General features: G+C 66.7%; 22 protein-coding genes. 13 read left to right on the top strand and 9 right to left on the bottom strand.

The features are described 5' to 3' along the window. Positions 1 to 21: 21 nt before the first annotated feature. Positions 22 to 414: a VOC family protein gene (locus BMZ97_RS14155; protein WP_092170374.1), complete on the top strand. Its 393-nt coding sequence runs from the start codon at positions 22 to 24 to the stop codon at positions 412 to 414. Positions 415 to 455: 41 nt separating this feature from the next. Here BMZ97_RS14155 and BMZ97_RS14150 read toward each other — a convergent pair whose 3' ends face one another. Together BMZ97_RS14150 and BMZ97_RS14145 are read right to left on the bottom strand one after the other, a co-directional pair. Further along, on the bottom strand, positions 456 to 1223 hold the full coding sequence (locus BMZ97_RS14150; RefSeq protein ID WP_092170371.1) for a short-chain dehydrogenase/reductase: 768 nt from the start codon (positions 1221 to 1223) through the stop codon (positions 456 to 458). A gap of 47 nt (positions 1224 to 1270) precedes the next feature. Further along, positions 1271 to 2065: an enoyl-CoA hydratase gene (locus BMZ97_RS14145; RefSeq protein WP_210188254.1), complete on the bottom strand. Its 795-nt coding sequence runs from the start codon at positions 2063 to 2065 to the stop codon at positions 1271 to 1273. Between the two features lie 144 nt (positions 2066 to 2209). Here BMZ97_RS14145 and BMZ97_RS14140 point away from each other — a divergent pair, with 144 nt between their 5' ends. Next, a complete protein-coding gene (locus BMZ97_RS14140) occupies positions 2210 to 3118 on the top strand; it encodes an aldose 1-epimerase family protein (protein WP_092170369.1) in 909 nt (302 codons plus the stop codon). A 127-nt stretch (positions 3119 to 3245) separates the two neighbouring features. Here BMZ97_RS14140 and BMZ97_RS14135 read toward each other — a convergent pair whose 3' ends face one another. Then, positions 3246 to 6206 carry a caspase family protein gene (locus BMZ97_RS14135; RefSeq protein ID WP_092170366.1) on the bottom strand — a complete coding sequence of 987 codons (2961 nt, stop codon included), beginning with the start codon at positions 6204 to 6206 and terminating at the stop codon, positions 3246 to 3248. 168 nt (positions 6207 to 6374) lie between these two features. Further along, positions 6375 to 7706 carry an MFS transporter gene (locus BMZ97_RS14130; RefSeq protein ID WP_092170363.1) on the bottom strand — a complete coding sequence of 444 codons (1332 nt, stop codon included), beginning with the start codon at positions 7704 to 7706 and terminating at the stop codon, positions 6375 to 6377. Positions 7707 to 7889: 183 nt separating this feature from the next. Here BMZ97_RS14130 and cyoA point away from each other — a divergent pair, with 183 nt between their 5' ends. The 7 genes from cyoA to BMZ97_RS14095 all read left to right on the top strand — a co-directional run bounded on the left by cyoA (position 7890) and on the right by BMZ97_RS14095 (position 14803). After that, the gene (gene cyoA / locus BMZ97_RS14125; protein ID WP_092170361.1) at positions 7890 to 9083 is read left to right on the top strand and encodes a ubiquinol oxidase subunit II; all 1194 of its coding nucleotides are present in this window, start codon (positions 7890 to 7892) and stop codon (positions 9081 to 9083) included. A 14-nt stretch (positions 9084 to 9097) separates the two neighbouring features. Further along, the gene (cyoB, locus tag BMZ97_RS14120; protein ID WP_092170358.1) at positions 9098 to 11104 is read left to right on the top strand and encodes a cytochrome o ubiquinol oxidase subunit I; all 2007 of its coding nucleotides are present in this window, start codon (positions 9098 to 9100) and stop codon (positions 11102 to 11104) included. Between the two features lie 3 nt (positions 11105 to 11107). Further along, the gene (gene cyoC, locus BMZ97_RS14115; RefSeq protein WP_092170356.1) at positions 11108 to 11755 is read left to right on the top strand and encodes a cytochrome o ubiquinol oxidase subunit III; all 648 of its coding nucleotides are present in this window, start codon (positions 11108 to 11110) and stop codon (positions 11753 to 11755) included. Then, on the top strand, positions 11752 to 12126 hold the full coding sequence (gene cyoD, locus BMZ97_RS14110) for a cytochrome o ubiquinol oxidase subunit IV (RefSeq protein ID WP_092170353.1): 375 nt from the start codon (positions 11752 to 11754) through the stop codon (positions 12124 to 12126). Before cyoC ends, cyoD begins: the two co-directional genes overlap by 4 nt. 101 nt (positions 12127 to 12227) lie before the next feature. Further along, positions 12228 to 13004 carry an SURF1 family protein gene (locus BMZ97_RS14105; protein WP_175525584.1) on the top strand — a complete coding sequence of 259 codons (777 nt, stop codon included), beginning with the start codon at positions 12228 to 12230 and terminating at the stop codon, positions 13002 to 13004. Between the two features lie 40 nt (positions 13005 to 13044). After that, positions 13045 to 14280, top strand: coding sequence for an ATP-binding protein (locus BMZ97_RS14100; RefSeq protein ID WP_244546407.1), 1236 nt, complete (start codon positions 13045 to 13047; stop codon positions 14278 to 14280). Then, entirely contained in the window at positions 14270 to 14803 is a 534-nt protein-coding gene (locus BMZ97_RS14095) for a response regulator transcription factor (protein WP_092170350.1), read from the top strand. The genes BMZ97_RS14100 and BMZ97_RS14095 overlap by 11 nt, the downstream gene beginning before the upstream one ends. Positions 14804 to 14958: 155 nt before the next feature. Here the strand turns inward: BMZ97_RS14095 and iolB are convergent, their stop codons facing one another. From iolB to BMZ97_RS14070, 5 genes are all read right to left on the bottom strand, one after another. Beyond that, on the bottom strand, positions 14959 to 15759 hold the full coding sequence (gene iolB / locus BMZ97_RS14090; RefSeq protein ID WP_092170347.1) for a 5-deoxy-glucuronate isomerase: 801 nt from the start codon (positions 15757 to 15759) through the stop codon (positions 14959 to 14961). Positions 15760 to 15772: 13 nt separating this feature from the next. Next, positions 15773 to 16672, bottom strand: a complete 900-nt coding sequence (gene iolE / locus BMZ97_RS14085) for a myo-inosose-2 dehydratase (RefSeq protein WP_092170344.1) — start codon at positions 16670 to 16672, stop codon at positions 15773 to 15775. Positions 16673 to 16808: 136 nt separating this feature from the next. Continuing rightward, a complete protein-coding gene (gene iolD, locus BMZ97_RS14080; RefSeq protein ID WP_092170341.1) occupies positions 16809 to 18647 on the bottom strand; it encodes a 3D-(3,5/4)-trihydroxycyclohexane-1,2-dione acylhydrolase (decyclizing) in 1839 nt (612 codons plus the stop codon). Positions 18648 to 18658: 11 nt separating this feature from the next. Next, positions 18659 to 20572, bottom strand: a complete 1914-nt coding sequence (iolC, locus tag BMZ97_RS14075) for a bifunctional 5-dehydro-2-deoxygluconokinase/5-dehydro-2-deoxyphosphogluconate aldolase (protein ID WP_092170339.1) — start codon at positions 20570 to 20572, stop codon at positions 18659 to 18661. Positions 20573 to 20587: 15 nt separating this feature from the next. Then, on the bottom strand, positions 20588 to 21451 hold the full coding sequence (locus BMZ97_RS14070; RefSeq protein ID WP_092170335.1) for a MurR/RpiR family transcriptional regulator: 864 nt from the start codon (positions 21449 to 21451) through the stop codon (positions 20588 to 20590). A gap of 119 nt (positions 21452 to 21570) precedes the next feature. Here BMZ97_RS14070 and BMZ97_RS14065 point away from each other — a divergent pair, with 119 nt between their 5' ends. The 4 genes from BMZ97_RS14065 (at position 21571) to BMZ97_RS14050 (ending at position 25353) form a co-directional block, all read left to right on the top strand. Then, on the top strand, positions 21571 to 22371 hold the full coding sequence (locus BMZ97_RS14065; protein WP_092170332.1) for an SDR family oxidoreductase: 801 nt from the start codon (positions 21571 to 21573) through the stop codon (positions 22369 to 22371). Positions 22372 to 22435: 64 nt separating this feature from the next. Next, entirely contained in the window at positions 22436 to 23434 is a 999-nt protein-coding gene (gene iolG, locus BMZ97_RS14060; RefSeq protein WP_092171428.1) for an inositol 2-dehydrogenase, read from the top strand. Positions 23435 to 23436: 2 nt separating this feature from the next. Further along, the gene (locus BMZ97_RS14055; RefSeq protein ID WP_092170329.1) at positions 23437 to 24219 is read left to right on the top strand and encodes an inositol monophosphatase family protein; all 783 of its coding nucleotides are present in this window, start codon (positions 23437 to 23439) and stop codon (positions 24217 to 24219) included. Positions 24220 to 24312: 93 nt separating this feature from the next. Further along, positions 24313 to 25353 (top strand): ABC transporter substrate-binding protein, encoded by a 1041-nt coding sequence (locus BMZ97_RS14050; RefSeq protein WP_092170327.1) that lies wholly within the window; start codon positions 24313 to 24315, stop codon positions 25351 to 25353. The last annotated feature ends 9 nt before the right edge of the window (positions 25354 to 25362 follow it).

Genomic DNA, 25362 nt, shown 5'->3' with positions numbered 1-25362 from the left:
GCAAGATCAAGGAGCATCGCAGTGAGCCTGGGCGGGATAGGCAACCTCGATTACACCGTCATCTTGTGCAACAGGATGGCGGAAACGCGCGCGTTTTACCGAGACATCATGCAGTTTCCGATTGAGGTCGATCTCGAGAACTGGGTCAGCTTTCGCGTCGGCGCAGCGCTGCTTGCGTTACGGTCGCGCGGCGTGTGGAGCGTCTGCGACGACGGCAAGGCGCTGCCCGGATCGGCGGCGGTTCAGCTTGCCTTTCGCGTGGCGCCTCCCGCGGTCGATGCCTGCCATGCGGAACTGGTCGCCAAGGGCGTGCCGATCCTCAGGGAGCCGACCGATCTGCCCAATTGGCGGCACCGCACGCTGTTCTTTCGCGATCCCGAGGACAATGTCATCGAGATCTACGCCGAGTATTGATCCGTGAGACGGGTCTCACTGCCCCCTGACGGGAAACGCCGTCACGCCCGAAACGCTCCGCCGCCATCGACATCGAGCACCGTGCCGCTGACATAGCCGCAGGCCGGCGAGGCCAGGAAGGCGGCGGCGTTGGCGATCTCCTCGGGTTCGATCAGCCGGTCGAGCGGTAGGTTCGTCAGCATCTCCTCCCAGCGCGCTTCGTCGCCGAGCGAAGTCGCAGCACGCCGCTTGCTGAGCGAAATGATCCGGTCGGTGCGGGTCTGTGAGGGATTGATGCCGAAGACGCGCACGCCCCAATCAACCGATTTTCCGCCGACAGCGCTGGTGAAGGCCATCAAGGCGGCGTTGCCGGTGCCGCCGCAGACATAGTCATAGCGCGGGCTGCGCCCAGCCCCGCCGATGATGTTGACGATGATGCCGGCCTTCCGCTCCCTCATCCCCGCCAGATAGAGCTTGGTCAGATGGATATAGCCCATCACCTTCAGCGCCCAGGCCTGCTCCCAGCTTTCCATGGAAAGATCGAGCAGCCCGCCGCCGGGGATCGCGCCGGCATTGTTCACCAGGATGTCGATATCGGGGTAGCTGGCTGCAACGCGCTCGCGCTCGGCCGCGACCGAGAGATCGGCAGCGCAGCTCGCGACGCGGTTGGCCTCGCCCAGGGCCGCCGCCGTGGCCGCGAGGCGCTCAGTGTCGCGCGCGACGAGAACGACGGAACAACCCTCGGCCAGGAAGGTTTTCGCGCAGGCCGCGCCGATGCCTTTCGAGCCGCCCGTGATCAGGACGCGGCGGCCGGTCAGTTTCAGATCCATGCGATTGATCCTTGTTGCGATGCCGCGATGGCTGTCGTTCCGGGGCTCTATTCTCCGGTGAAAGCCGGCTCGCGCTTCTCCTTGAAGGCGCGCTGGCCCTCGCGATAATCGCTGCTGCTGAAGCAGGCCGCGATGGAGGCTTCGACAGCGGCAATGTCCCGCTCGCTCTCGGGACGGGCGAGCTCGCTCAGTGCATGTTTGAGCGCGCGCAAGGTCAGCGGCGCATTGCCGGCGATCCGCGCGAGGTAGTCGGAAGCCTCCTGCTCGAAGCTTTCCGCGCCCCAGAGCGCGGTGACGACGCCCAGGCGCAGCGCCTCCTCGCCTGCAATGATGCGGGCGCTGAGCAGGAGGTCGGATGCAGGGCCGAAGCCGAGCTTGGCCACCAGCATGCGCACGCCCTCATAGGCATAGCCGAGGCCGAGCCGCGCGGCGGGAATGCGGAAGCGCGAATCGGCCCGCGCCAGCCTGAGGTCGCAGCTCATCGCCAGCCCGAAGCCGCCGCCGAAGCAGACGCCGCGAATGAGCGCGATCGTCGGCTTGGTGGCCTGGACCAGCGCGGCGCAGCCTTGCAGATAGGCCTCGTCATAAGCCCGGGTCTCGGTGGCGCTGTCGCGCTTCTCGCCGAATTGCGAGATATCGGCGCCTGCGCAGAAGGCGCGCCCGCCTTCGCCTGTGACGACGATGGCGCGCACCTCGCGGTCGGTCTCCGCACGGGCGACGAGGCCGGGCAGGCTCGCCCACATCTCATAGCTCATTGCGTTCATTTTCTCGGGCTGGTCGAGGACCAGCCGGGCGATGCCGTTCTCCGTCTCGTAGCGAACCGTGCCCATCTTGCCTTGCAAAGCTCCGTGTCCTCGATCGCAAGGCGTATGCGCGGCCATGCGATGCCGGTGGCAGAGTAGCCGAGTTCTTTCGGAATGCTCTAGGAATGCTGCTCGCGCACACACCGGACGCGCGCCCGTCCGACGGGAAACGGAGAGACCCGCATGCAACCCTCGCAAGCCAGCCACAGCATCGGCGACGCGATGCTGTCGGCAACCATCAAACCGGACGGCGCCGAATTGATCAGCTTGCTGGGCGCGCAGGAAGGCGAGCTCCTCTGGCAGGCCGGGCCGCAATGGCCGCGCCACTCTCCGGTGCTGTTCCCGATCGTCGGGCGGCTGGCGGAGGGCCGGCTGCGGCATCAGGGTCGCGACTACGCCATGACCCAGCATGGCTTCGCTCGTGACAGCCTGTTCGACTGGGTGGAGCGGAGCGAGGCGCGGGCTGTGCTGCGCCTGACCGAGAATGCGCAGACGCAAGCTGTCTATCCATTCCGCTTCATCCTCGAACTGACCTACGCCATCGCTGACGGCGCGCTGAGCGTGACGACGCGCGTGGCCAATCCGGGCGATGTCGTGCTGCCCTGCAGCGTCGGCGCCCATCCCGCCTTCAACTGGCCCCTGATTTCCGGCGTTCCCAAGGAGCGCCATGTCCTGGAGTTCGAGGTCCTGGAGTTTGATGCGCCGGAGGAGGCAAGCGCGGTCCTGCTGACCGACGGATTGCTCGATGCGCGGGCGCCATTGCCGCTGCAGGGCCGTGTCCTGCCGCTATCGCCGGAGTTGTTCGCGAAGGACGCGCTGATCCTGCCTTCACTCGCCAGCCGCTCCGTCCGCTTCATCGCAAGGGACGAGGCCGGGCGCACGGCGCGGGCCATCAAGGTCTCGTGGGAAGGCTATCGCGATCTCGGCATCTGGTCGAAGCCCGATGGCGCGCCCTTCCTGTGCATCGAGCCCTGGTTCGGCATGGCGAGCCCGCTCGGCTGGGATGGCGAGTTCACGGAGAAGCCCGGCATCCTGCTGCTGGCGCCCGGCGAAAGCCGGGCGATGAGCTGGAGCGTCAAGCCCGAGGCGTGAGGCCGGGGCGTTCTCCGGCGTCACGCTATTATTGTTTTAACGCGTTTTCTCCGCGCAAACGCTTCGCGTTTGTCGCGAGCGAACCGGTGTCCACTTCGCTCGAAAACGCTCTAAGCCCTCGAACTGATCAGTGGCAGACCGGCTCGCCGGGATGTCCGCAGTCCGGCCGCTTCTGCTGCTGCGGCGCCGGGCGCGGACGGGCTGCCTGCTGAGCCGCCTGTCGGGCGCGTTGCTGGGCGGCCTGCTGTTGGGCTTGAGCCGCTTGCTGCTGCCGTTGCTGGGCGGCCTGTTGGGCGCGCTGCTGAGCTGCAGCCTGGGCCGCCTGTTGCTGGCGCTGCTGTTGCTGTGCAGCTTGTTGGGCGCGCTGCTGAGCCGCGGCCTGGGCCGCCTGCTGCTGGCGCTGCTGTAGCTGTGCAGCCTGCTGGGCGCGTTGTTGAGCCGCGGCCTGGGCCGCTTGCTGCTGGCGCTGCTGTTGAGAGGCTTGCTGGGCACGTTGTTGTGCGGCGGCCTGAGCCGCCTGCTGCTGTTGAGCAGCTTGTTGGGCGCGTTGCTGAGCGGCCTGTTGCTGGCGCTGAGCTGCAGCATCGTTCGTCCCGGCCTGAGGAGGCGAGGCGGGCGAGGGGCGAGCGATGGTGGCGGGGGCGGCCGGCTGCGTCGCTTGTCCAGCCGGGTGGGGCGCCTGCGGATTCGCCTGGGCGGGAGCGGCGGGGCCGGGTGCTGGCTGGGCGCCGCGAACCGGGGCGTTTGGCGTTTGCGCCACGCCAGGAGCCTGCGGCGGAGCGCTGCGGCCGGCAGTGGCAGGAGCACTCGGTGTGGGCAGCGGCCGCGCTCCCGGAGCGGCAGGCGGTACAGACTGCGGGTTAGCCAGTGCAGGAGCAGCGGCATTGGGCGCCGGCTGGGCGCCGCGGGCCGGGGCAGCTGGCGTCTGTGCTACGCCCGGGGTCTGCGGCTGCGCGTTATGGCCGGCGGTGGCAGGCGCATTCGGCGTGGGTAGCGGCTGCGCTCCCGGAGCTGCCGGCGGTACAGTCTGCGGGTTGGCCTGTGCCGGAGCAGCGGCGTTGGGCGCCGGCTGAGCGCCGCGTGCCGGGACAGCCGGCGTCTGCGCTACGCCTGGGGTTTGCGGCAGCGTGTTGCGGCCGGCGGCGGCAGGCGCGTTGGGAGTGGGCAGTGGTTGCGCACCCGGAGCGGCTGGCAGGGCCGGCGCTTGGCCGGGGCGCTGCGGCTGCGGATGGGCGCCGGGAAGCGGCTGCGCTTGCGGCTGCAGATTGGCGGCCGGGGCCGGAGCTGCCTGGGCAGGTGCAGCCTGAGTGGGCGCAGCTTGAGCAGGTATCTGGGGGCGAACGCCGGGCAGGGCATTGTTGAGGGGCGCAGCCGGGTTCGGCGCGACCGCCTGGGGTGCCGCGACCGGCGGCTGGCCCGGGGCGTTGGCGGGCCTTGGTGCGTCGGAAGGTCTTGCCCGCTGTCCCGCCGCGTGCAGCGCGGCCGCTGCCGGCAGTGCGACGGCAGCGGCGGCTATCGCGGCGCTCGCGACCGGATGCTCCTGGATGAAATTGGACGGGCCGGTGCCGGGTGCCGGTGTCGGAGCGGCCGGCTGCGGCGGCAGCAGATTGGCCGGGATGGGTGGAACTTGCTGTCCGGCCGGATTGGTGACGATCGCCGTCTGATTGGCCTGGTTGATCACCACCGTGTTGTGGATGTTGACATTGACGACATTGAGCGGCGGCGGGGCGACATCGGCCGGACGCTCGATCCAGACTGGAACCGGATGATAGACCGGGATCGGCAGAACGAAGGCGACGGCAGGGGGCGGGGGCGGCGGCAGGTCGACGAAATAGGCCGGCCGCGGCGGCAGGAAGAACACCGGCACCGGCGGCGGAGGCGGCAGATCGTAGATCGGGTCCGCGAAATAGACGACCGGGCGCTCGACATAGACGACCTCCTCCGGCGGAGGCGGCGCAACGTCATAGGCGAGCATGGCAAAGGAGGCCGGCGGCTCCAGAACGGCCGCGAAATGGCCGAGACGGCGGCGCGCATCATAGGCATGGGGGCCGCTCGGATAGCGCCGCAGATAGGACCAATAGGCATCGGGCGTGTCGGCGAAGGCGCTCTCGCGCCAGGTCGCGGCCTCGCGGCGCGCGGCGACGATGGCGCGCACGCGCTTGGCGAGCGGGTCGCTGGGATAGGCGGCGAGGAAATCGAGATAGCCGCGCATCGTATCGCGTGCCAAAGCCGCGAGATAAGCGTCGCTGGCGTCAAAATCGCGGATCGGCCTGGAGCGCAATTCGGAGAAGCGGACTGCCTGTGCTTGCGGGGCGGCCTGGGTGCGTTCGAAGAACAGGAACGGCGCCTGCACGCGCGAGGCATGCCAGGGCAGTTCGGCGCCATGCGTCAGGGCATCGACGCGCAGGCGGACGCGCTCGAACAGGTCGTCGAGCGGCAGGCCGCCTTCCTTGATCATCTCGGAAAGGGCGGTCGCATAGGCGCCGTAGGAGCCCTTGTTCTCGGGGCCGATCGTGCCTGGAGCGGCATTGAAGGCGAGCAATGTGCCGGGGTCCGGCTGCATCAGCGTCAGGCCGCCGGCGAGGGGCTGCCCGGATCTAGCGAAGCCATTGGCATAGGCGGCATCGAGCACGACGATGCGCGCCTTCAAGGGCAAGGTCGCCAAGGGCTTGGTGAGGTCGCTCAGCCGAACCGCCTCGAGCGGCACATCGGCGTCGCGCGCGATCCGCGCATCGACCGGGACGAGATAGTTCTCACCCTCGAATTGCAGGGCGTTGCCGGCGAAATAGACCAGCGCGACGGTGTCGGGCCCCGACGCGCTCGCCTTGTCCAAGAATTCGCGCAGCGAGGAGCGCAGCGTCGCGGTGTCGAGGTCGCGCGCGCCGACGACGTCGAAACCGGCGGCTTGCAGGGTCTGCGCGATCAGGCCGGCATCATTGGCGGGTGTCGCCAGCGGGCTCGCCTGATAGGCGCCGTTGCCGATGACCAGCGCGATCCGCTTTTCCAACTGCTGGGCCTGGCTGGGGGCAAGACCGATGGTGACGCAGAGCGCGACGACCGCCAGACGGAGGAGATGGAGTCCAGGCATTGCGCCCTCCCGGCAAAAACAAATCAGAGCGCTGCAGTGTCGAGGCAGCGCCATGAACCGGGATTGAATGAAGTGCGGCGGAATCCTGGCGAAGATGGGGAGAATTTCGAGGCAGGAATCGGTTTTTCGTAAGCGAAGACGAGCGGCTCCGCCGAGCTGCCGGCTTCGTCAGACTTGCGGAGCCTCGGGTTTGCGTCTCTCCCATCTCTGGTTGAGGCGCAGCGCGACCAAGGTGCAGGCCGCGCCCGAGAGCAGATAGGCGCCCGCGGAAATCAGACCGAACTGGGTCGAGAGCAAGAGGGCCGCAAGCGGGGCGAAGCCCGCGCCGAAGAGCCAGGCAAGATCCGAGGTCAGTGCCGAGCCGGTATAGCGAAAGCCCGGCGAGAAGCTCGAGGCCACGGCGCCGGAGGACTGGCCGAAGGAGAGACCGAGCAGCACGAAGCCGACGATCATGAAGACCGTCTCGCCGATCACGCCGCCATCGAGCAATTGCGGCGCGAACCCGCTGAAGACGGCGATCGCCACCGCGCAGCCGCCGAGCAGGGAACGCCGTCCGATACTGTCCGCGATCAGGCCGGAGGCGACGATCGCCGCGATGCCGAAGACGGCGCCGACGGCTTCGATGATCAGGAAGCGCGCCGGCCCCTCCTGCGTGAACAGGAAGACCCAGGACAGCGGGAAGACCGTGACCATGTGGAACATGGCAAAGCTCGCCAGCGGCGCGAAGGCGCCGATCAACACGCTGCCGCCCTGGCTGCGCAGCGTGTCGCGGATGCGTGCGGGGTGGAGATCGCGGTTCTCGAACAGCTTTTGGTAGTCCGGCGTGGCGACCATGCGCAGCCGGGCGAACAGGGCCACGACATTGATCGCGAAGGCGACGAAGAACGGGTAGCGCCAGCCCCAGCTGAAGAAATCCTCGGCCGAGAGATTGCCGACGAAGAAGGCGAAGAGCACGCTCGCCACGATGAGCCCGAGCGGTGCGCCGAGCTGCGGGATCATCGCATACCAGCCGCGATATTTGTCTGGGGCGTTGAGGGCGAGCAGCGAGGCCAGCCCGTCCCAGGTGCCGCCGAGCGCGATGCCCTGGCCGATGCGCGCCAGCGCCAGAAGCCAGATCGAGGCCGCGCCGATCTGCTCGTAACCCGGCAGGAAGGCGATGGCCACGGTCGAGGTGCCGAGCAGGAACAGCGCGATCGTCAGCTTGGCGCTTTTGCCATAGGCGCGGTCGACCGCCATGAAGATGACGGTGCCGAGTGGGCGCGCCACGAAAGCCAGGGCGAAGATCGCGAAGGAATACAGCGTGCCGGTCAGCGGATCCAAATAGGGGAAGACGAGCTTGGGGAACACGATCACCGATGCGATCGCGTAGACGAAGAAATCGAAGAACTCGGAGGTCCGGCCGATGACGACGCCGATCGCGATCTCGCCCGGATTGATCTCGCCGTGGCGCGCGTTGACGATCCTGGCGTCGCGTTCCGCTGTCGTTGGTGTCGTTGACATGTGCGCCCGAGCTCGCATCGTTTGGCGATCCGCCGGCCCGCAGCCTGACGGCAGTCCGCTTTTCACTCATGCCCTTCTGACTCATGACAGGCTAGGCGAGGATTGGGCAAATTGTCCAATGTTCCGCTTGACGCTCAGCCGCTAGCGCTCATCCTGACAGATTAACGCTGACAGGTTGGTGCCGTGAGCCGTTTCCGGATCATCGCCGTATTGCCGCTGCTCGCGCTATTGGGCGGCTGCAATTTCGTCGTGCTCGCTCCGGCGGGGGATGTGGCTGCGCAGCAGCGCGACCTCGTCGTCATCTCGACCATCCTGATGCTGCTGATCATCATACCGGTGATGGCGCTCACGGTCTTCTTCGCCTGGCGCTATCGGCACTCCAACAAGGAGGCGCGCTACGAGCCCGACTGGGATCACTCGACCGGGCTCGAACTGGTGATCTGGTCGGCGCCGCTGCTGATCATCATCTGCTTGGGCGCGCTGACCTGGATGGGCACCCATCTGCTCGATCCCTATCGCCAGCTCGGGCGCATCGCGGCCGGCCGTCCCGTCCCGCAGACGGCCAAGCCGCTCGAGGTCAACGTCGTCGCGCTCGACTGGAAATGGCTGTTCATCTACCCGGAATACGGGGTCGCGACCGTCAACGAGCTCGCAGCCCCGGTCGACCGGCCGATCAGCTTCCGCATCACCTCGTCTTCGGTGATGAACTCCTTCTACGTTCCCGCTCTCGCCGGCCAGATCTATGCGATGGCGGGCATGCAGACGCGGCTCCATGGGGTGATCAACCGGCCCGGCCGCTATCAGGGCTTCTCGGCCAATTATAGCGGCGCCGGCTTCTCCGGCATGCGCTTCGCCTTCCACGGGCTGTCGGAGGCCGATTTCGACGGCTGGATCGCGCAGGCGAAGGCGGCTGGCGGGCCGCTCGATCGCGCCAGTTATCTGCAGCTGGAGCGGCCGAGCGAGAACGATCCGGTGCGCCGTTATGCGAATGTCGACCCGAAGCTCTTCAACGCCATCCTCAACATGTGCGTCGAGCCCGGCAAGATGTGCATGAACGAGATGGCCGCGGTCGATGCCAAGGGCGGGCTCGGCTTGGCCGGCATCGCCAATACGCTGCCGCTCTCCTATGACAAATATGCCCGGCGGGGCGCGGTCTTCGGCGTGGAGCCGAGCTATGTGCTCAGCGTCTGCACCATCGAGGAGGCCGCGGCGATGCAGGCGCAAGCGCCGGCGCCGATGACGCCGGTTCCGCCCAAGGGGACTTCGACCTCGACCTCGACCTCGATCCGCGGCGCCGGCCTGCCCCTGCCCAATCTCTCGCTCCGTCGCCTGGATTCGCTGCTGCTGTCCGGCCCGGGCCGCCCATCCAATTCCTGAAGCGAGATAGTCCGTTGCCTGACGCTTCCGCTCTCCTCAAGATGATCTTCGGCCGGTTGACGCTGGAGTCGTTCCCGCTGCACGAGCCGATCCTGCTCGTGACCTTCGCCGCAGTCGTGCTCGGCGGCATCGTCGTTGTCGGCGCGCTGACCTATTTTCGTGTCTGGGGCTATCTCTGGCGCGAATGGTTCACCAGCGTGGACCACAAGAAGATCGGCATCATGTACATGGTGCTCGGCCTCGTCATGCTTCTGCGCGGCTTTGCCGACGCGATCATGATGCGCCTGCAGCAGGCCATGGCCTTCAACGGCTCGGAAGGCTACCTCACCGCGCATCACTACGATCAGGTCTTCACCGCCCATGGCGTGATCATGATCTTCTTCGTGGCGATGCCGATGGTCACCGGGCTGATGAACTTCGTCGTGCCGCTGCAGATCGGCGCGCGCGACGTCTCCTTTCCCTTCCTCAACAATTTCAGCTTCTGGATGACGACGGCGGGCGCCGTCCTCGTCATGATGTCGCTCTTCGTCGGCGAATTCGCGCGCACCGGCTGGCTCGCCTATCCACCGCTCTCGGGCATCGGCTACAGCCCCGATGTCGGGGTCGACTATTACATATGGGCGTTGCAGGTCGCCGGTATCGGCACGCTGCTGTCGGGCATCAACCTCGTCTGCACCATCGTGAAGATGCGGGCCCCGGGCATGACGATGATGAAGATGCCCGTCTTCACCTGGACGTCCCTATGCACCAACGTCCTGATCGTCGCGGCTTTCCCGGTGCTGACGGCGGTCCTCGCGCTGCTCTCGCTCGACCGTTATGCCGGCACCAACTTCTTCACGAACGACTTCGGCGGCAGCCCGATGATGTATGTGAACCTGATCTGGATCTGGGGCCATCCGGAGGTCTACATCCTGATCCTGCCGGCCTTCGGCATCTTCTCGGAGGTGACCTCGACCTTCTCGGGCAAGCGCCTCTTCGGCTACACCTCGATGGTCTACGCCACCGTCGTCATCACCATCCTGTCCTATCTGGTCTGGCTGCACCATTTCTTCACGATGGGCTCCGGAGCGAGCGTGAATTCCTTCTTCGGGATCACGACGATGATCATCTCGATCCCGACGGGCGCCAAGATCTTCAACTGGCTGTTCACGATGTATCGCGGCCGCATCCGCTTCGAACTGCCGATGATGTGGACGCTCGCCTTCATGCTGACCTTCACGGTCGGCGGCATGACGGGCGTGCTGCTGGCGGTGCCGCCGGCCGACTTCGTGCTGCACAACAGCCTGTTCCTGGTCGCCCATTTCCACAACGTCATCATCGGCGGCGTGCTCTTCGGGCTCTTCGCCGGCATCGTCTACTGGTGGCCCAAGGCCTTCGGCTTCAAGCTCGATCCGTTCTGGGGCAAGCTCTCCTTCTGGTTCTGGGTGGTGGGCTTCTGGTTCGCCTTCATGCCGCTCTACATTCTGGGCCTGATGGGGGTGACGCGCCGGATGCGCGTCTTCGACGATCCGTCCCTGCAGATCTGGTTCGTCATCGCGGGCTTCGGCGCCTTCCTGATCCTGCTCGGCATCGTCTCCTTCCTCGTGCAGATCGGCGTCAGCGTCCTCAGACGGGACAAGCTGCGCGAGACGACCGGCGACCCCTGGGACGGCAGGACGCTGGAATGGGCGACGTCTTCGCCGCCGCCGGCCTATAATTTCGCCTTCACGCCGGTCATCCATGACAACGATGCCTGGTCGGACATGAAGCGCCGTGGCTATCAGCGCCCGCTCGACGGCTACCGGCCGATCCACATGCCGAGCAACACGCCGACCGGGATCATTCTCGCCGGCCTGAGCATGGCCGTCGCCTTCGGCCTGATCTGGTACATGTGGTGGCTGGCCGCGCTCGGCTTCGTGGCGCTGCTCGTCGTGGCGATCGCCCACACCTTCAACTACCACCGCGATTTCCACATCCCTGTCGAGGAGGTGGTGCGCACGGAAGCTGAGCGTACCCGCCTCCTGGCCGGCGCGGGAGCCTGAGCCATGACGACAGCCGATATCGCCGCGCGGCACGACGCCGAGACTGCCAACGCCGAGACCGTGTTCTACTTGAAGGACGAGCACGATCATCCCGAAGGCTCGAGCACCGCGCTCGGCTTCTGGATCTATCTGATGAGTGACTGTCTCATCTTCGCAGTGCTGTTTGCGATCTATGGGGTGCTCGGCGCGAACTATGCCGCGGGGCCTTCGCCCAAGGATCTGTTCGAGCTGCCGCTGGTCGCGCTGAACACGACGATGCTGCTGCTCTCATCGATCACCTATGGCTTCGCCATGCTGACCATGGAGAAGGGCCGCGTCGCCGCGACCCAGATCTGGCTGGCGGTCACCGGCCTGTTCGGCCTCGCCTTCCTCAGCATCGAGCTCTACGAGTTCCACCATCTGATCGAGATCGGCGCGACACCGCAGCGCAGCGCCTTCCTCTCGGCCTTTTTCACCCTCGTTGGAACCCACGGCCTGCACGTGACCTTCGGCACGGTCTGGCTGGTGACGCTGATGGTGCAGGTCGCCAAGCACGGGTTGATTGCCGCCAACCGCCGCCGCCTGATGTGCCTGAGCATGTTCTGGCACTTCCTCGACGTCGTCTGGATCGGCGTCTTCACCTTCGTCTATCTCACGGGAATGCTGCGATGAGCTCCGAAGCGCATGGCGATCACGGCGGTCACGGCGATCACGCCCAGGCGCATGGTTCGTTTCGCGGCTATCTGACCGGCTTCCTGCTCTCGGTCGTGCTGACCGCGATCCCGTTCTGGCTGGTCATGAACAACGTCCTGGACAACAAGCAGGCGACGGCAATCGTCATCATGGCCTTCGCCGTGGTCCAGATCGTCGTGCATATGGTCTTCTTCCTGCACATGAACGGCCGCTCGGAAGGGGGCTGGACGATGCTGGCGCTGATCTTCACGATCATCCTCGTGGTCATCGCGCTCACCGGCTCGCTCTGGGTGATGTACCACCTCAACGCCAACATGATGCCCGGCCACGATATGAGCCAGATGCAGTGATGCGCCCGGCCAGGCGGCAGGCAGTGCCTGCCACGCCGGGCGAGCGTGCGCGTGACGATGACGAGCGGACGGCGAGCGGGCGGGGGCGCGGGCCGCGCGCGATGGGCCTGCTCGTTTGTCTCGGCATTGTCGCCCTCATCGGCGTTCTGGGCTTCCTGGCGCTCGGCATCTGGCAGGTGCAGCGCCTTGGCTGGAAGCAGGCGCTGATCGCCCGCGTCGAGAGCCGCATCCATGCGGAGCCGGTGCCTGCTCCCGGCCCGGCGGCCTGGGCGGCCTGGGCGGCGAGCGCGGCCGACGAATACCGGCGGGTGCGGCTGAGCGGGCTTTTCCAGCGCGATCGCGAAACCTTCGTGCAGGCGGTGACGGAGCGTGGCGGCGGCTACTGGCTCATGACGCCGCTGCGCACCGATGCGGGCTTCACGGTGCTGGTCAATCGCGGCTTCGTCACGCCGGAGCAACGCAATCAATTGACTGGGGCCGCCTCTGCGTCGGGCGGCCAGGTCACAATCGCGCAAGTCCCAGCCGCGCAAATCACGGTCACGGGGCTCCTGCGCCTGAGCGAACCGGGAGGCGGCTTCCTGCGCCATAACGATCCCGTCGCCGATCGCTGGTATTCACGCGATATCGCTGCGATCGCCGCAGCGCGCGGTCTCGGCGAGCGTGGTCTTGGCGAGGTCGCACCCTATTTCATCGACGCCGATGCGACGCAGGGTCCGGCGGGCTTTCCCGTCGGTGGGCTGACAGTGCTGCGCTTTGCGAATAATCATCTCGTCTATGCGCTGACCTGGTTCGCGCTGGCGCTCATGCTCGCCGCGGCGGCGACCTTCGTCATTCGCGGCGAGTGCCGGCTGCGGCGCGCAGTGGAGAACGAGCATTAGCGTTCAAAACACCACAAGCCGGAAAAACCTGCTGCTGCTCGTGCAGCTGCGCTGGTTCGCCGTCGGCGGGCAGGTGCCGACCATGCTGATCGTGCAGCTCTGGTTCGGCATCGCCTTGCCGGTGCCGCAGATGGTCGGCATCATCCTGTTCCTGGTCGGTCTCAACGTCGTCAGCCTGCTGCGCCATCGGCAGAACACCGAGATCAACCATGGCGAGCTCGTCGCCGAACTGCTGCTCGACGTCACCGCGCTGACGATCCAGCTCTATCTCAGCGGCGGTGCGAGCAATCCCTTCATCTCGCTCTACCTCCTGCAGATCGCGCTGGGCGCCGTGCTGCTCGAGGTCTGGGCGGCCAGGCTTCTGGTCGTCGTCGCCAGCGGCTGCTTCATCGGGTTGATCTTCTTCTACCGGCCGCTCGTGCTCCCGCCGGAATTGGCCGGAGAGCTCCTGACGCTGCACATTCAGGGCATGTTCGTCTGCTTCGTGCTGGCGGCGAGCCTGCTTGTCTTCTTCATCGCGCGGATCAACCGCAACCTGCGCATCCGGGATTTTCACCTCGCCGATCTGCGCCAGCGCGCGGCGGAGGAAGACCATATCGTCAGGATGGGCCTGCTGGCCTCGGGCGCAGCCCATGAACTCGGCACGCCACTGGCGACGCTCTCGGTCATCCTGAACGACTGGCAGCGCATGCCCGCCTTCAGGAGCGATCCCGATCTCCTCCAAGAGGCCAGCGAGATGCAGAGCCAGATCGACCGCTGCAAATCGATCGTCACCGGCATCCTGATGTCCTCCGGCGAGGCGCGCGGCGAGGGGCCGGTCAAGACCACGGTCAATGGTTTCGTCGATGGTCTGGTCGCGGAGTGGCGCTCGCATCGCTCGCCCATTGTGCTCGACTATGACAACCGCTTCAGCCCCGACGACAGCATCGTCTCCGACCCGGCGCTGAAGCAGGTCATCTTCAACGTCTTCGACAATGCGCTCGAGGCCTCGCCGCATTGGGTCGCAGTCACCATCGGTCGGCGTGGCGACGAACTGCTCATCGCGGTGGACGACGCCGGACCGGGCTTCGACCCGACGATCCTCGCCGAGCTCGGCCAGCCCTATCGCTCGACCAAGCAGCGCCCCGGCAGCGGGCTGGGGCTCTTTCTCGTCGTCAATGTGCTGCGCAAGCTCGGCGGCACGGTGACGGCGCGCAACCGCATCGGCCGCGGCGCCCATGTCACGCTGGCGCTGCCGCTGGCGAGCCTTTCTCCGGGAGCCGCCGATGCAGCCTGAGCGCACGCTCCTGATCGTCGAGGACGACCCCTCCTTCGCGCGTGCCTTGCGCCGTTCCTTCGAGCGGCGCGGCTACCTGGTCTTGTCCTGCGACGGCGTCGCCGGCCTGCAGGACCTGCTGGCGGCCACGTCCCCGGGCTATGCCGTCGTCGACCTCAAGCTCGCCGGCGGCACCGGCCTGGAATGCATCAAGCTGCTGCACGGGCACGATCCGCTGATGAAGATCGTGGTGCTGACCGGCTTCGCCAGCATCGCCACAGCGGTCGAGGCGATCAAGCTCGGCGCCTGCCACTATCTCGCGAAGCCGTCCAATGGCGACGATATCGAGGCGGCCTTCGAGAAATCGACCGGCAATGCGGAGGTGCCGCTTTCGCAGCGGCCGACCTCGCTGAAGAACCTCGAATGGGAGCGCATTCACGAAACCCTGGTCGAGACGGACTTCAACATCTCCGAAACCGCCCGGCGGCTTGGGATGCATCGCCGGACGCTGGCGCGGAAGCTCGAAAAGCGCCGGGTCAACTGAGGCGCTCGCGCAGAATTCGGCTCGCTTCCTTGTTGCCTTGCCGGGTGGAGCCGATTCGCTCAGAGCCCATTTGGAAACACCAGCCCTCATCCTGAGGAGCCGCGTAAGCGGCGTCTCGAAGGACAAGGGCTCAGAAGGTTTCCAGACAGCCTTGCTCAGCTCTCCAGCATCCATTCATGGGCGGGGTCGTTGGCGAATTTCCAGACCCGCTTCGGCCCCGCCATGACGTTGAGATAATACAGCTCGTAGCCATGCGGCGCGGCGACCGGATGGTAGCCCCTGGGCACGAGCACGACGTCGCCATCCTCGGCCGCGAGCGTTTCGTCGAGCGAGCGGTCGTCGGTGTAGACGCGCTGGAGGGCGAAACCCTGCGGTGGCGAGAGGCGGTGGTAATAGGTCTCTTCCAGGAGCGATTCCCGCGGCAGCGCGTCCCGGTCGTGCTTGTGCGGCGGATAGCTCGACCAAGAGCCGGAGGGCGTGATCACCTCGACCACGAGCAGGCTTTCGGCAGGCTCGGTCTCCGGCAGGATGTTGCGGACATGGCGGGTGTTCGTGCCCTGGCCGCGCGTCAGGCAGCCGACATCCCTGGGTGCGATGACGCGTGGCTTGAGCCCCGGCTTGCCCGGGGCCGAGCACACAGCCACTTCGCAGGCGCCTTCAGCCGTGAGGCTCCAGGACGTTCCGGCCGGCACATAAAGCGACCAGGGGTCGGGCTCGAAGGGGGACTTGCGGCCGCCGATCGTGCCGAACTCCGTGCCGCCCGCGCTGGCCGCGACTTTGCCCGCGAGCAGGACGATGCAGCTCTCGCGATCGCCCGTCTCCTTCGCCAGGCTCTGACCGTCAGCGAGCTTGTAGACCTCGAAGCCGACATGGACCCAGCCGGCCGATGCCGGCGTGACATTGTGGATGCGGCCCTGTGAATCGGGTGCGGCGGGTTTGACGAGCAGTTTCGACATGATGTGCTCCGGCTCAGGCGAGCCCGGCCTCCTTCAGGCTCAGCCTCAGATGGGCGACGCCCCTCTTGGCATAGGTCAGGGGATGGGCCTTCTCAGGGTCCTGTTCGGCCTCGACCACGACCCAGCCGGAATAGCCGGGCAGGGCGCGGAAGACGGCGGGATAATCGACCATGCCGTCGCCGGGCACGGTGTAGACGCCGAGATCGCTGCCCTGGCCAAGGACGGCATCGAGGAAGCTCCAGCCGCCGGCCCTGGCCTGCTCCATCACGCCTTTGCGCACATCCTTGGCATGGACATGGCTGATCCGCTCGCGATAGCGCGCGGCGAGCGCGGCCGGATCGGCCCCGCCCCAGGTCGCGTGGCCTGTGTCGAGCAGGAGATGCACGGCCTCGCCGGTTGCCGCCATGAAGGCGTCGATATCGGCCTCGCTCTCCACGATCGTGCCCATATGGTGGTGGTAGACCAGCCTGACGCCCTCAGCGAGGGTGCGCTCGGCGACCTCGGTGATCCGCTTGCCGAATTGCGCCCAGTCGCCCGCTGCCAGCACAGGCCGCTGCGAGAGCGGCTTGCTGCGGTCGCCATGGATCGCGTTCGAGGTCTCGGCGAAAACCAGGACATTCGAGCCCATCGCCTTGAGCAGATCGAGATGCGGCCGCAGCTGGATCATTTCCGCATCGGCGTCGCGCAGCAGCAATTCGGCGGAGTACCAGCCCGAGATGCAGGCCATGCCGAAGGGCGCGAGCGCGGCCTTGAGTGCGGCGGGTTCGCGCGGGAATTTATGGCCGAGTTCCATGCCCTCAAAGCCGGCCTCGCGGGCCTCGCTTAGGCAGGTTTCGAGCGAGGTCGCGCCGCCGATCTCCTGCAGGTCGTCATTCGACCAGCCGATAGGGTTGGCGCCGATGCGGATAGGCATGTCGTTGGTTCCGTAATCTTCGAGGTGATCAGAGAGAGGCAGGGGCCCCGTCATTGCGAGCGAAGCGAAGCAATCCAGGAGTCTCACGCACCCCCCTGGATTGCTTCGCTTCGCTCGCAATGACGGTGGTATTTGATCATGGTCGCGCCTTGAGCGCGTCGTCATAGCGTTGGCGAGCCCGAGCGACCTCGGCCCGCGTCGAAATCTCGGGCACCGCGACATCCCACCAATGCCCGCCGGCATCGGTCGAGATCATCGGGTCGGTGTCGATCACGACGACGCTGGTGCGGTCATGTGCCCTGCTTTCGCCCAGCGCCTCGTCGAGTTCGGCAAGGCTTACCACCTTGCGCGAGACCGCACCGAGCGAGGCGGCGTGCGCGGCGAAATCGATTGCCGGCAGCGTCTCGTGACGACTGTCGGCCAGGAGGTTGTTGAAGGGGGCGCCGCCGGTCGCGCCCTGCAACCGGTTGATGCAGCCAAACCCGCGATTATCGAGCACGACGATGGTGAGCTTCAGCCCCAGCATCACCGAGGTGGCGATCTCGGAGTTCATCATCAGATAGGAGCCGTCGCCGAGCATGACGACGACCTCGCGGGCGGGGTCGGCCATCTTGACGCCGAGCCCGCCGGCGATCTCGTAACCCATGCAGGAATAGCCGTATTCCATATGGTAGCCGCCGGGCGCGCCGGCCTGCCAGAGCTTGTGCAGCTCGCCCGGCAAGCCGCCGGCGGCGCAGACCACGACATCGGAAGGCTTGCTCCAGCGCTGCACGGCGCCCAGCACCTGCGCATCGCTCGGCAGAGCCGCGTTGCCGGCGGCGGTGTAGCGCGCGGCGATGGCGAGCCAGTCGGTCTTTGCGGCCTTCGCCTGCGCCGCCCAGGCCTCGGGCGCGCGATGGCCTGCAAGTGCCGCATCGAGCTCGGCAAGCCCGGCGCGGGCATCGCAGAGGAGCGGTTGGGCGCGCTGCTTGCCCGCGTCGAAGGCCTGCACGTTCAGCCCGATGATGCGGCAGGCGGGGTTGGCGAAGAGCGACCAGGATCCGGTGGTGAAGTCCTGCAGGCGCGTACCGATGGCGAGCACGAGATCGGCCTCTCCCGCCATGGCATTGGCCGCGCCGGTCCCGGTGACGCCGATCGCGCCGAGATTGAGCGGATGGTCGAAGGGCAGGGCGCTCTTGCCGGCCTGCGTCTCGGCTGCCGGCAGCCCATGCGCTTCGCAGAAGCGGGCGAGTTCGACTTCGGCCTCGCCATAGAGCACGCCACCACCGACCACGACGAAGGGCTTTTTCGCGGCCTTGAGCAGCGCGGCGGCTTCTGCCAGCTCGACTTCGTCCGGCCGCTGGCGGCGCGGCGTCCAGATGCGCTCGGCGAAGAAGCCTTCCGGATAATCAAAGGCCTCGGCCTGTACATCCTGGCACAGGCAAAGCGTCACCGGCCCGCATTCGGCTGGATCGGTGAGGACGGCCATGGCGTGCTCGAAAGCCGGTATCAATTGCTCGGGCCGGGTCAGCCGATCGAAATAGCGCGAGACCGGCTTGAAGCAGTCATTGGCCGAGACGGTACCATCACCGAAATCCTCGATTTGCTGCAGCACCGGGTCGGGCCGGCGTCCGGCGAAGACATCGCCCGGCAGCAGCAGCAGCGGCAGGCGATTGACATGGGCGACTGCGGCGGCGGTGACCATATTGGTCGCGCCGGGGCCGATGGAGCTGGTGACCGCCATCATCCGGCGCCGGCGGGAGGCCTTGGCGAAGGCGATCGCCGCATGCGCCATCGCCTGTTCGTTATGGGCGCGGAAGGTCGGCAGTACATCGCGTGCGCCATGGAGCGCCTCGCCGAGGCCCGCGACATTGCCGTGACCGAAGATCGCCCAGACACCTGCGAAGAGCGGCAGCGTCTGCCCGTCGATCACCGTTTTCTGCGCGGCAAGCGCCTTGACCAGCGCCTGCGCCATGGTGAGCCTGATCTTGGCCATCGGCTGTCTCCTCACCGGCTTTCCCAGGCAGCGGCCAGCTTGCCGAAATTCTGTGCCATCCGCGCGGTCGCGGCTTCGTCGTCGATCGTGCCCGAAAGCCATGCGCGCGCCACCTCGCCGAAGATGGTGCGCCCGACCGCGAAGCCCTTGACCGAGGCGGCATTTCGCGAGCCCCGGAAGGCCTGCATGACGATGTCCTCCGGCGCGTCGAGCCCGAGCAGCAATACGCCGCGGCAATGGGGATCGCGTGTCGCGATCACATTGTCGATCGCTTGCCAGGCGGCGGGCGAGGGCTGGGTTTCCAGCTTCCACCAATCGGGCCGGATGCCGATGGCGTAGAGCCGTTCCATCACCTGCGCCGTGGTGTCGTCATGCAGCGGGCCGTGCTTGGAGGCGATGATCTCGACCAGCAATTCGCGCCCGACCTGCCGGCAGGCCAGCGCAACGCGCTTCAGCACGGCCTCCTGCGCGGCCTTGAGCTCGGCAGGGTCGTCCGGGTGGTAGAAGCACAGGCATTTGGCGATGTGATCCATCGGCCATTCCGCCAGTGTCGCCCCCAGCGAGCCGGTCGCATCCGTCTCGAGCTCCAACGGCCGCGAGCCGGGCAATTCGAGCGGGCGCGCGATCCAGAAATCGTGGTCGCAGGCCCGGAACAGCGCCTCGCGGCCATGCTTGCCGTCGATCAGCATGCCGAAGCCTTGGCGCCCGGCCGCGACGCGCGCGGCGGCCGCGACCGCGAGCGTCTTGAAGGTGGCGATGCGCTCGCGCGGTGCGCCCACGGCGTCGGCCATGTTCTCCAGCTGGGCACGATGGTCGATGGCGAGCGCCATGATGCCGGCGGGCTGGGGCCGGCGCGTCGTCGCCCAATGGACGTGGTTGATCTCGGCGTCGTGGCGCAGCGCGCGATGCTGCGAGCCATGCTTCAGGAAATATTGCAGCTCCGGGAAGGTCGGGCTTTCCGGCGAACAGAGCAGCCGCGAGACCGCGAAGGCGCCGCATGCATTGGCCCAGGCGCAACAGGTCTCGATCGGCTCGTCACGCAGAAAACCGCGCAGGAAGCCGGACATGAAGGCGTCGCCGGCGCCCAGCACATTATAGACCTCGACAGGAAAGCCCGGCCCCTTGATGCCGTCCTCGATCGAGGCGGGGATCGCGCCTGTGAAGACCACGCAACCCATCGGCCCGCGCTTGCAGACGATGGTCGCAGTGCTCAAGCTGCGGATCGTGCGGATGGCGGTGAGCGTATCCTCGGAGCCGCCGGCGGCGTGGAGCTCCTCCTCGGTACCGACGATCAGGTCGCAATCCGGCAGGATCTCCTGCAAATGCCGCGTCACATTGTCGGAACGGACATAGCGTTCCTCCCCGGCGGCATGGCCTGCCAGGCCCCAGAGATTGGGCCGGTAATCGACATCGAACACGACCTTGCGGCCATGCTTGCGGGCGAAGCGGATAGCCTTTTTCTGTGCCGCGGCGGCATCGGGCAGCGCAAAATGCGTCCCCGTCACGACGATCGCCTTGGCCGAGGCGATGAAGGCCTCATTGATCTCGCTCTCATGCAGGGCCGCATCGGCGCAGTCGCTGCGGTAGAAGATCAGCGGAAAGGTCTTCTCGTCGCGCACGCCCAGGATCACCAGTGCAGTCAGGCGCTTGGGGTCGGTGACGACGCCTTTCGTCTCGACGCCTTCGCGCTCGAGCTGCTCGAGGATGAAACGGCCCATCTGCTCGTCGCCGACGCGGGTGATCACCGCCGATTTCAACCCGAGCCGCGCCGTGCCGATGGCGATATTGGTCGGGCAGCCGCCGACGGCCTTGACGAAGGTCCCCATATCCTCCAGCCGGCCGCCGATCTGCTGGCCGTAGAGATCGACCGAGGAGCGGCCGATGGCGATGACGTCGAGCGTCGTGTCGGAGGCGGCTGTCGGCATGTGAGGCCTTAGGTTCTATCGATCGAGGTCAGGGTCGGCCGAGAGGCCGGATTTCTCGGCCGTCGCGACGGCCAGCGTCATCGCCACCGCGAAGGTCGCGGCGACCGAGCGAAAGGCGCCGTAATCGGCCTCGGCGACCTCGAGCCAGAGGCGGCAATTCTCGGCGAGCGGGCTGAGCGCGCTGTCGGTCAGGGCGAGCACGGGCACACCGCGCTGATGCGCGGCTGCCGCGATCTCGACGGTCATGGCGGCATAGGGCGCGTAGCTCACCGCGAGCACGACGTCGCCCGGGCCGGCGATCGCTGCCTGCTCGGGCCCCAGCCCCGCGACATTGTCGACCAGCACGGCGCGGATGCCGAGCTTGCCGAAAGCGTAGGCGAGATAGGAGACGACCGGGAACATGCGTCTGGCGCCGACCAGCACGATCGTCCGGGCTCCGGCCAGCAGGGTCACGGCGGCTTCGAGATCGGCAGACCGGATCGCGGCCTTGACCTGCGTCAGCGAGGTTTCGCTGGCATGGACGAAGCCCTCGAGCAGCGCTGCGGCACCGCCTGTCGCCGCTTGCGTGCCGCGCAGCGCCGCCAGCCGCTCGCGATGGTCGACGACCTGGCGGCGCAGGCGCGAGCGGAAGACCTCCTGCATTTCGCTGAAGCCGGAATAGTCGAGCGCCTGGGCGAAACGCACCAGGGTCGAGGCCTGCACGCCGGCGCGTTCGGCGATCTGCGCCGTCGAGCCGAAGGCCATGTCGTCGAGATGGGCGAGAGCGTGGTCGGCGACCTGCTTCAGGCGCTTCGGCAGCATCGGCCGGCGCTGGCGCAGCAGCGCGACGAAGCCGTCGAAGTCCTTGATCGGCGAGGCTGGCTGTGGCTCGGCTGGCATGCGTTTCCCGCTTGGGCACGGCCTTGACTTCGTAAGCCGGCGGGCGGAATGTTTATTCCAATCTACGAGAAAAACAATCCGCTCATATCAAAATGATGCGCATGGGAGTGTGACGCCAGGTGCCGAACCGTGATGCCTTCAGCAGGGATCTGACGGGCAAGCTCGCCGTCGTGACCGGTGGCAGCCAGGGGCTGGGCGAGGCAATTGCGCGCGAATTCGCGGCGCGCGGCATCGCCGGCCTGCTGCTGACCGGCCGCAACCGGGTGCGCGGCGAAGCCGTGGCGGCGTCGCTGCGTGGCGCGGGCTGCGATGTCCGTTTTCATGAGGCTGATCTCGCCGATCTCGCCGCGGTGAAGGCGATCGTGCCGGCAGCCGAGGCCGCCTTCGGGCGCATCGATATCCTGGTCAATGCCGCAGGTGACACCGACCGTGGCACGATCCTCGACACCACGCCCGAGCTCTATGAGCGCATCATGGCGGTGAATCTGCGCGCGCCCTTTTTCCTGATCCAGGATGCGGCGGAGGCGATGGCGCGGCTCGGTATCGAAGGCGCGATCGTCAACATCCAGTCGATGTCGGCCCATGGCGGCCAGCCTTTCCTCTCCGCCTACAGCGTTTCCAAGGCGGCGCTCGCCGCCTTGACCAAGAATGCCGCCTTCGGCCTGCTTGAGCAGCGCATCCGGGTCAACGGCCTCAATATCGGCTGGATGGCGACGCCGGGCGAGGACGCGATCATGCGGCTGCGTCATGATGCAAGGGATGGCTGGCTCGACGAGGCGGCGCGCAAGCAGCCCTTCGGCCGGTTGCTCGATCCGCGCGAGGTCGCCAAGGCGGTGGCCTATCTGGCGTCGGGCGAATCGGGCCTGATGACCGGCTCCAATATCGATTTCGACCAGACGATTCTGGGTGCGCATGACTGATCTTGGCGCGCATGATTGATGCGGGCTCGACGACACGAAGCTTGACCATAGGACAATGACGACGATGCGATTTGGATTGCTGGGCGCCGGGCGGATCGGCCGCATTCACGGACTGAATGTCGCGGCGCGGGCGGATGCCGCGCTGGTCGCGGTCGCCGACGCCTCGAACGAGGCGGCCTCCGCGCTGGCGGCGGGGACGGGCGCGCATGTCGCCGGCATCGACGCCATTCTGGCCGACGCCAGCATCGACGCCATTTTGATCTGCACGCCGACCGACACCCATGCCGATCTCATCGAAGCGGCCGTCTCGGCCGGCAAGGCGGTGTTCTGCGAGAAGCCGGTCGATCTCGATGCACAGCGAATCCGTCGCTGCCTGAAGCAGGTCTCGCAGACCGGCAAGCCGTTGATGATCGGCTTCAACCGCCGCTTCGACCCCAGTTTCGCGGCGCTTGAACGCCGCCTGCGCGCAGGCGAGGCCGGCGCAATCGAGATCGTCAGCGTGATCTCGCGCGATCCTTCGCCGCCGCCGGTCGAGTATGTCTCTCGTTCGGGCGGGCTGTTCCGCGACATGATGATCCATGATTTCGACATGGCGCGCTTCCTCCTGGCCGAGGAGCCGGTCGAGGTTTTCGCGCTGGGTTCGGCATTGGTCGATCCGGCGATCGGGCAGGCCGGCGATGTCGACACCGCTGCCGTGCTGATGAAGACCGCCTCGGGCCGGATCGCGCAGATCTCGAATTCTCGGCGCGCCACCTATGGCTATGACCAGCGCATCGAGGTGCATGGCTCCAAGGGCATGCTGCGCGCCGGCAATATCCACGAGACCACGGTCGAGAGTGCGACCGTTGCCGGCTTTCGCGCGGATCCCGTGCAGAACTTCTTCCTCGAGCGCTATGCGGCGGCCTATCGCGCCGAGCTCGAGGCCTTCATCGCCGCCTGCCGGGGCGGAACGGCGGCAAGGCCGTCGGGTCTCGACGGCCTCAAGGCCCAGATCCTGGCCGATGCCGCCACGGAGTCGGCGCGCACGGGCAAGCCTGTCGCCGTTGCGCTGGAGGCGAATTGACCATGTCGCCTGCCGAACTCGACCTTCGCCAATATGCCGTGCTCGGCCTCGTCACCGAGGCGAGCCGGATGGCGCTCGACTATTTCCGCAAGCGCGACAGCCTCGGCGTCACCATGAAGGGCGCGCAGGACTGGCTCACTGTCGCCGATGGCGCGGTCGAGGATTTTCTGCGCCAGCGCCTCGGCGTGCTGTTTCCTTCGGATGCCGTCATCGGCGAGGAGGGCGGCGGCGAGAATTCCGACGCGGTCTGGATCATCGACCCGATCGACGGCACCTCGAATTTCGCACGTGGCGACCGCAACTGGTGCATCTCGATCGGCTTCCTGAGCCAAGGCGTGCCGGAGATCGGCATCATCGCGGCTCCGGCCCTGGACGAGGTCTATCTCGGCCGGCGCGGGCGCGGCGCGACCATGAACGGGCAGCCGATCCAGGTTTCGGGGGCAAACGACATCACGCGCGCTTATGTCGAGATGGGCTGGTCGACCCGCATTCCCGCAGCCGACTATCTCGCCATGGTCGGGCGTGGCCTGGCGGCAGGCGCATCGGTCAAGCGCTCGGGTTCCGGCGCGCTCGGGCTTTGCCATGTCGCGAATGGCCGCACTGAGGCCTATGTCGAATTGCACATCAATGCCTGGGACGTCGCGGCAGGCGTCGTCATCGCGGGCGAGGCCGGTGCCGTGCTCAATGATTTCTTCACCGGGGACGCCATCGCCAAGGGTAACCCGGTCCTGTGCTGCACGCCAGCGCTCGCCGGCGCGGTGAGGGCGATCAGCGGAATTTTTTAGCCAGCAACTGATCCGTTGATCTTTGCGCGAAAGCCGTCAGAGTTCAGCCAACGACAAAACAACGAACGAAACGTTCGACCAGGGAGGACGACCATGAAGACCCAATCCTGGCTTGCCGCCGGAGTGTTCGCCGCTGTTGCCGCCGCTTCGCCATTGGCAACCTCTCCAGCGAAGGCACAAGGCGCGCTGGTGATGTATTGCGGCGTGCAGGAGGAATGGTGCCGCGCCATGTCGACCGCCTTCGAGAAGGAGACCGGCATCAAGGTTGCGATGACGCGCAAATCGGCGGGCGAGATCTATGCCCAGCTCAAGGCGGAATCGGCCAATCCGCGCGGCGACATCTGGTGGGGCGGCACGGGCGACCCGCATCTCCAGGCAGCCGAGGAGGGGCTGACACAGGAATATGAATCGCCCGCCAACAAGGATCTGAACGGCTGGGCGATTTCGCAGTGGAAGGCCGCCAAGCAGCGCTCGATCGGCATCTATGCCGGCGCGCTCGGCTTCGGCTTCAACACCCAGCAGATCAAGTCCAAGGGCATGGCCGAGCCTAAATGCTGGGCCGATCTGCTCGACCCCAAGCTGAAGGATGACGTCCAGGTCGCCGACCCCAACTCGTCAGGCACCGCCTACAACCTGCTGGCGACGATGGTGCAGCTGATGGGGGAAGACAAGGCCTTCGACTACCTCAAGGCCCTGCACAAGAACGTCAACCAATACACCAAGTCGGGCGCTGCGCCGGCCAAGGCGACGAGCCTGGGCGAGACCGCCGTCGGCATCGTCTTCATCCACGACGCCGTCGTCTTCGCGGTGCAGGGCGATCCGATCAAGCCGGTCGCGCCCTGCGAGGGCACGGGCTACGAGATCGGCTCGATGTCGATCGTCAAGGGCGCGCGCAATCTCGACAACGCCAAGAAGTTCTACGACTGGGCGCTGACGCCCGCCGCGCAAGGGCTCGCCGGACCGGCGAAATCCTATCAGGTGCCGTCGAACAAGAATGCGCCGGTGCCGCCGCAATCGCCGAAGATGTCTGAGATGAAGCTGATCGACTACGACTTCGTCAAATACGGCTCCTCGGCCGAGCGCACGCGGCTGCTCGCCAAATGGGACCGCGAGGTCAAGGCGCTGCCGAAGTAGGCGACGGGC

Source organism: Allobosea sp. OK403, from assembly GCF_900113835.1.
Taxonomy (GTDB): domain Bacteria; phylum Pseudomonadota; class Alphaproteobacteria; order Rhizobiales; family Beijerinckiaceae; genus Allobosea.
The sequence above is the reverse complement of the archived record's forward strand: the minus strand, read 5'-3'. Positions and strand labels throughout refer to the sequence as shown.